General features: G+C 62.4%; 5 protein-coding genes. 2 read left to right on the top strand and 3 right to left on the bottom strand.

Going from position 1 to position 6,766, the window contains the following annotated elements; all coding sequences use genetic code 11:
- Nucleotides 1–846: hypothetical protein (locus AC3B8H_RS16630; protein WP_488442667.1), on the bottom strand; the 846-nt coding region annotated here is incomplete at its 3' end.
- Between the two features lie 142 nt (nucleotides 847–988).
- Nucleotides 989–1,558, bottom strand: coding sequence for a methyltransferase family protein (locus AC3B8H_RS16625; protein WP_488442666.1), 570 nt, complete (start codon nucleotides 1,556–1,558; stop codon nucleotides 989–991).
- 83 nt (nucleotides 1,559–1,641) lie between these two features.
- Here AC3B8H_RS16625 and AC3B8H_RS16620 point away from each other — a divergent pair, with 83 nt between their 5' ends.
- The gene (locus AC3B8H_RS16620) at nucleotides 1,642–2,403 is read left to right on the top strand and encodes an ABC transporter ATP-binding protein (RefSeq protein WP_488442665.1); all 762 of its coding nucleotides are present in this window, start codon (nucleotides 1,642–1,644) and stop codon (nucleotides 2,401–2,403) included.
- 2 nt (nucleotides 2,404–2,405) lie between these two features.
- Complete coding sequence (locus AC3B8H_RS16615; RefSeq protein ID WP_488442664.1) at nucleotides 2,406–4,808, top strand: FtsX-like permease family protein; 2,403 nt, start codon at nucleotides 2,406–2,408, stop codon at nucleotides 4,806–4,808.
- 147 nt (nucleotides 4,809–4,955) lie between these two features.
- Here the strand turns inward: AC3B8H_RS16615 and AC3B8H_RS16610 are convergent.
- On the bottom strand, nucleotides 4,956–6,766 hold a 1,811-nt coding region (locus AC3B8H_RS16610; protein ID WP_488442663.1), incomplete at its 5' end, for a HAMP domain-containing methyl-accepting chemotaxis protein.

The raw sequence follows: 6,766 nt of genomic DNA, 5'->3' as shown, positions 1-6,766 counted from the left end.
GCTGGCGACGATGGCCGGTTTTTCCGGCTCCACGGCCACTCTAACGCTATCGCCGATACGCTCGCCGACCAGCGCCGGGGTTTCCGCTTTCACCGCCGCCGAAGGCGTGGGGGCGGGAGCCACCGCGACCGGTGCCGCCCGAGCGGCGGTGGCGCTGGCCAATCTGGCTTCCAGATCGGCGACACGCCCGGCATCGATTCGCTGTTGTTGCGCTTGGCGCTGTTGTTCGGCCAAGGCGGCTTCCAGTTCGCCGATTTGTTGGCTTTGCGATTCGACCCGCGCTCGTAGCGCGCCGAGTAAGGCGTCCTTCTCGCCCACCTTGGCCGCTTCTTCCTGGCGGGCTTGTTCCGCTTCGGCCTTGGCTTGACGCTCGGCCGCCAGTACGCCGTTCAATTGCTCGGCGATTTGCCGATGCTGATCCCAAACCTGCTCGGGGTTGCTGCCGTCGCCGCCGGGTGCCGGCAATCCAAAGCTTGTCGCCAGCGCCTGGTTGGCGTCGGCGAGGCGTTGGTTGGCTCTAAGCATTTGCTGTTCCAGCGCTTCGATTAATTGCGCCCGATTGGCGATTTCGGCATGGGCAGCTGAGACTTGCTCGCCGCTTTCGGTCAATTGCTGCTGTAGGCCTTCGATTTGCTGCTTGGCTTCGGCCAACTCGGTTTGTTGTTGCTGCAACGCGGCGGCCAACCGGCGGTTGCGGCCGTTCAGAAAGCCGATTCGGATGCTGTAAAACACCGCGGTCAACAGCCAGACCGCGACGACCAAGCTGATCGCGTATTCCTGATTAGCCAGTGTCAGCCGGTACCAGTCGGCGGCGATGGATTCGAGCATCGGCAAATAATCTTGCATAAAATATCCCGGTAGTTGTCGTTATTATTAAAAGGCGGGAAGACCGCGATTATCCCCGAATCCGGGTGGGCCGGTTCGGAACCGGGGCAGTATATCAGTTTGTCGCGACACCGAGGCGGAGCGCCCCGCCCGGCGGCGGCGTTCAATAAAGCCAGGGCAGCAGGCGCCAACGCACCGCGCAATATTCGGCGTGAGCCGCCCCGAATTCGGCCGCTAACATCGCTTCCTCGATCGCGATTCGACCGCGCACGGCCAGGCCGATCGGCACGGTTGCCGCCAATAAGGCCAGACCATCGCCCATCGCCAAGCCGGCACCGGCCAGCGCCAATAATAAACCGGTATAGGCGGGGTGGCGCAGCCAGCGATAGGGACCGTCAACGATTAACTCGTGGCGGGGCTGTATCGTCACGTCGGTGGTAAAAAATCGGCCCAGACGCCGGACCGCCCGATAGCGCAAGCTCAGACCAGCCGCGAAGATTGCCAGTGCCAATGCCTGCCTGGGCAAATAAGCGATCGGTATCGGCCACCACCACAGCTGTTTGGCGCTCAGTGCCGCGGCCAGGCCCACGGCGCCGGTCAGCCACAGGCGGCGCTGCGAGTCGCGTTCGGCGGCAAGGCCGTCGGTTCGACCGCGCGCCGCCCGGACCAAGCGAATTTCCGCCGCCAGCCAAGCCAACGCCAAAACCATCCACAGTATGCGTACCGCCAACATGTTTTTCTCCCCCGAGACTGTCGAAAACCGGCGCGCGCCCGAAGGCCGCGCGTCGTGTAACATACCCTAATTTGCCGGCCGCCATGCAACCCATCATCCGACTTCGCCAAGTGTACAAAGATTATCCGCGCGTCGGCGGCTTGCAGACGGTGTTGCACAACATCGACCTGAACATCGCCGACGGGGAGTTTGTCGCCATCGTCGGCCCGTCCGGCAACGGCAAATCGACCTTGCTGAATTTGTTGACCGGCATCGACCATCCCAGCCGCGGCGAGATTTTTGTCAACGGCGCGGCGCTGCATCAACTGAACAACGCCAAGCTCACCGCCTGGCGCGGTGCCAACGTCGGCATCGTGTTTCAGTTTTTCCAGTTGTTGCCGGCTTTGAATTTGTGGCAGAACGTGGTGCTGCCGATGGATTTTCTCGGCAAGCTGGACAAACGCCGGCGCCGGGAGCGGGCCATGGCGCTGTTGGAGCGCGTGGGTCTGGCCGATGCCGCCGACCGCCTGCCCAGTCAGGTATCCGGGGGGCAACAACAACGGGCCGCGATCGCCCGCGCGCTGGCCAACGACCCACCGTTGATCGTCGCCGACGAACCGACCGGCAATCTGGATGCCGCCACCGCCGACGCGGTGTTCGAACTGTTCGCCCACCTCAACGACCAAGGCAAGACGCTGGTGATGGTCACCCACAACGAAGTGCTGGCCGCCGCCGCCAGCCGCAAGTTGGAAATTCGCGACGGCCGTATCCATGCCGACAACGGCTCAAACTCAGGATCGGCGGTAACACCGAGATCGGAACCAGTGCGCGCGCGAACGGCGGACCAAGGAACCCAGAGCCCTTGAGCATGTTGCGCTACAAAATTCTGGCCGACTTGCGGGCCGCCAAGGCGCGCAGCCTGTTGGCCGTCGTCAACATCGCGATCGGCATTTTTTGCGTCGGCACGTTGTTCGGAATGATTACCTTGCTGCTCGAGCGCATGGACGCCGCTCATCGGCTTTCCCAACCTTCGCACGTCAATCTGATTTTGCGCGGCGCGGCGGGGCCCGAGCTGCTGGGAGAGTTGCGCGCGGTTCCCGGCGTGGCCGGTATCGACACCATGACCCCGCTGTCGGTACGCTACCGCCAGCCCGGCGGCGAATGGCAAAACGCGACCCTGATCGTTCGCCCGGATTACGCCGCGCAGCAATACGACCTGACAACGCTGGAAAGCGGATCGTGGCCGGGCGTCGGCGAAGTCGCCGTCGAAAACCTGTCCCGGAGCGCGACCGGTTTGACGGCCGGTGCTACGATCGAGTTCGACACCGCCAACGGCCCGACCGGGTTTCGGCTCAGCGGCGTGGTTCGCCATCCTTTCGTCAAACCGCCAAAATTCGGCGGCCAAATTCATTTTTTCGCCGACCGCTCCAGCGCCGCGTCGTTCGGCTTGGCGGACGGTTATTTCCGACAGTTGCTGGTCCGCATCGCGCCGCCGTACGACGCCGAAGCCGCCCGAGGCATTGCCGCCCGATTGAGGCAATTGCTGGCTGAACGGCATCTGCCGGTCAGCGTCACGCTGTTGCAAGACCCCGACAAGCATTGGGGCCGCCCCTTCGTCGCCGGTATCAACTCGGTACTGCAAGCGATGGCGCTGGCCTCGCTGGCCTTGGCCAGTCTGCTGATTTTGAATACGGTGTCGGCCCACATCGCTCAGCAAACCGACCAGATCGGCGTCATCAAAGCACTGGGCGGTAGCAGCGCGACCGTGGCCGCTATGTATCTCGGCGAAGTGGCGTTGCTGGCGTTGGCGGCGACTTGCGTGGCTATACCGCCGGCGTTGTTCGGCGCCGATTGGGCGGCTGACAAGCTGCTGGCCTTGTTCAACATCGCCGGCGGCGAGTTCTCGATTGCGCCGGATGCACTGGCTTGGATGGTGGGCGGCGGTCTGATTGCGCCGCTGCTGGCCGCGCTGCCGCCGATTTGGCGCGGCGCCACTATGACGGTACGAATGGCGTTGGCCAGTTACGGTTTGGGCGGCGATTTCGGCGGGAACCGCTTCGACGCCGGCATAGAACGGTTCGGCGCCCGCTGGTTGCCGACGCTGTACGCGGCGGCACTGGGCAATTTATTCCGCCGCAAGGCCCGGTTGCTATTGACCCAAGGCGTGTTGATCGTGGCCGGGATCATGTTCTTGGTATCGACCAGTCTGATCGCATCCGTGAACCTGACGCTGGACAACGAAATGGCCCGCAGCCGCTATGCGGTCAAGTTGGGCTTTAGCGTCGATCAGCCCGAGGCTAGGGTCGCCGGGTTGGCTCAGTCGCTGCCGGCGACCCGCGATCTGGCGGTCTGGCAACGGCTGCCGGTGGAAATCAGCCGTCAAGGGCAAGCCTTGCAGCAAACCGGCAGTCTGGGCCTGCAAATGCTGGCGGTTCCGCCGGCGTCCACGCTGTACCGGCCTCTGATTGAAGCCGGCCACTGGTTAGCGGAAGACGCTGCCGGGCGGGAGTTAGTCATCAGCGCAGACACCGCCGCGCTGAACGGCCTAAAGCCCGGCGACAGCGTGGACGTTAAGTTGGGCACCAGCCGCGAGGCCTGGCGAGTCGCCGGGGTCTACCGCTGGCTGGCCGGCAACAATCCGGCGGTCGAACCGGTTTACGCGCCGTTGGCGACGGCCCGCGAACTGGCCCGAACCGGCGAGCTGGCCTCGTTTGCGCTACTGGATGCCGACATCGCCGACCTTAGCGGCGAAGACCACTATTTGTGCCAACTCAAGGATCGCTATGACAGCGCCGGCCTGACCTTGGATGTCTACAGCAGCGAAGCCAAGCTGGCGCAACGCCGCTATACCCGTAACCAATTCAATTCGATACTGGGGACCTTGGCGGGATTGGCGGCGATGGTCGCGGTCATCGGCGGCATCGGCTTGTCCGGTACGCTGACGATCGCGGTCTTGCAACGCACCCGCGAAATCGGCGTGATGCGCGCCATCGGCGCGCCGACGCCGGCGGTGTTTCGGCTGTTCGCGCTGGAAGGTTTGTTGCACGGCGTGTTGGCGTGGCTGGTTAGCGTGCCGCTGGCGTTATGGCTATCTCAGCCGCTCGCCGAACGTTTGGGCCTGGTCATGCTGGGCATCCGGCTGGATTATCGCTTCGACTATTCGGCGGCTTTCTATTGGCTGGTACTGGTGCTGACACTGGCAGGGCTCGCCGCCTACCGGCCCGCGAAATCCGCCGCCAAGCTGACGATACGCGATTGCCTGGCGCATTGACGAGCTTGCATGTCGCCGGCGTAGCGTTCCCAACAAAGCGTTAGTTTTGGCATAGCCAGGAAATATCCTGGCGTCCAGGCTGCGCGCCGATGCAAGTACCCTTGCTTGACTGGAACTCGAAACCAAGGAAACGTCGGGGACATTGCGTTAGTAGCGCACGAACTGCCCTTCGTTCAGCGAAAATTGGCGGTCGAAGCGATCTTGAGCCGACTGGATTTTTGGCGGGCGCGACACAGTCCTAGGCCGGACACTCGATGGCTCCTCATCTTGCAGCCGGAAAAAACTCATCAGATTCTGCAATTGCTCGGCCTGCCCGCTCATTTGCTCGGCGGTAGCCGCTAATTCCTCGCTGGACGCGGCGTTTTGCTGAGTCACCCGGTTCATCTGATTCATCGCCTGGTTGATTTGCGTGACGCCCACCGCCTGCTCATGCGAAGCCGCCGCGATTTCCTGCACCAAGGCCGAAGTCTTGCCAATGGTGGGGATAATCGAATCGATCATCCGCCCGGCCAATTCGGCGTCTTGCACGGTTTGTTCGGCCAGCTTGCCGATTTCCTGGGCGGCCGTCTGACTGCGTTCCGCTAATTTACGCACCTCGGCGGCCACCACCGCGAAGCCCTTGCCTTGGTTTCCGGCCCTGGCGGCTTCGATCGCCGCATTCAAGGCCAGCATATTGGTTTGATAAGCGATGTCGTCGATGATGCCGATCCGGGTCGCGATTTCCTTCATCGCCTCCACGGTTTGCTTGACCGCCGCGCCGCCGTCGACCGCATCTTGGGCGGACTTGCCGGCCATCGCGTCGGTGACCGCGGCATTCTCGGCATTCTGGTTAATGCTGGCCGCCATTTGCTCGACGCTGGCGCTGGTCTGTTCAACCCCGGCCGCCTGTTCGCTGGCCGACTGGGCCAGGACTTGCGCGGTGGCGCTGACTTGTTCCGCGGCATCGCTCAATTGGTCGGCCGCGACCGAGACCTCGTCAATCGTTTCCGACAAACGCGTTATCGTCGAGTTGGCGGCCATACGCAATTCCTGTAATTGGCCTTGATAATTTTCGTCTATCCGCCGGCTCAGATCGCCCTGCTCGACGCAGATCAGCAATTCGCGCACCCGGTCCAACGGTCCGACCACCGCGTCCAACGTGGCATTGACGCCTTCTATGATGCGCCGATATTCGCCGCTGTGCGCGTCGGCATCGGCACGCACCGCCAGCCGACCCTCGACGCCGGCGGCCGCCAAGGTCATCGCATCCGCCGCCATCCGCCGCAAATTAACGATCACCGCTCGCAAATTGGCGGCGATACTCAATGTGTCCCCGGCCGCGACCGCCACGTCCCGGCTTAAATCGCCGGCCGAAACCGCTTGCGCCAGTTCGGCCGCCGCGCTGGGTTCCATACCGATTTGGGCCTTGATCGAACCGCCGACTCTCAACGAAAACCAGACGCAAGCCGCTAATCCGGCCAGCAGTATCGCCGCGGTCAGATTGCGAACCATCGCGTAATTGGTTTCGGCCAGATCGTTTTGTTGCTTGGCGACCCGCAATTGCAAATCGACCAACGCGGAAATTTTTTCGGAAATCGGGTCGATGGCTGGATACAGGCGTTGCACCGTGAATGCGGCCAGGGCATTGCGATCCTCGCGTTGCAAGATCGCCAGCAAATCGGCAAGTTCGCGGTTGGCGCCGACAAACAAGGGTTCGATCTGTTTGATCAGCTCGTGCTCTTCATCTACCAGATAGGTCGATGTATAGGCCCGCCACGCTTGCTCGATAACCGCGCCGGAATCTTCAATATTCTTGCGGGCTTCGGCCCAGTCGATATTGCCGTTACGGGCCTTGTGCGCGGTATCGACAATATTGACCGCGTAACGGTCGGCGATGGTTTTCAAGCTCTGTAGCGGGACAAGTCTATCGTTGTAAACGCTAGTTAATGTTGCGTTGACTTCGGCCAAATTGCGAATTC

The organism is Methylomonas sp. BG-2, from assembly GCF_057766305.1.
Note: the sequence above shows the minus strand (reverse complement) of the source record. Positions and strands in the feature narration are given on the sequence as shown.

What these genes read in the sequence shown, in the direction of transcription:
- AC3B8H_RS16625 (WP_488442666.1), bottom strand. Translation starts at nt 1,558, where the DNA reads ATGTTGGCGGTACGCATACTGTGGATGGTTTTGGCGTTGGCTTGGCTG.
- AC3B8H_RS16620 (WP_488442665.1), top strand. Translation starts at nt 1,642, where the DNA reads ATGCAACCCATCATCCGACTTCGCCAAGTGTACAAAGATTATCCGCGC.
- AC3B8H_RS16615 (WP_488442664.1), top strand. Translation starts at nt 2,406, where the DNA reads ATGTTGCGCTACAAAATTCTGGCCGACTTGCGGGCCGCCAAGGCGCGC.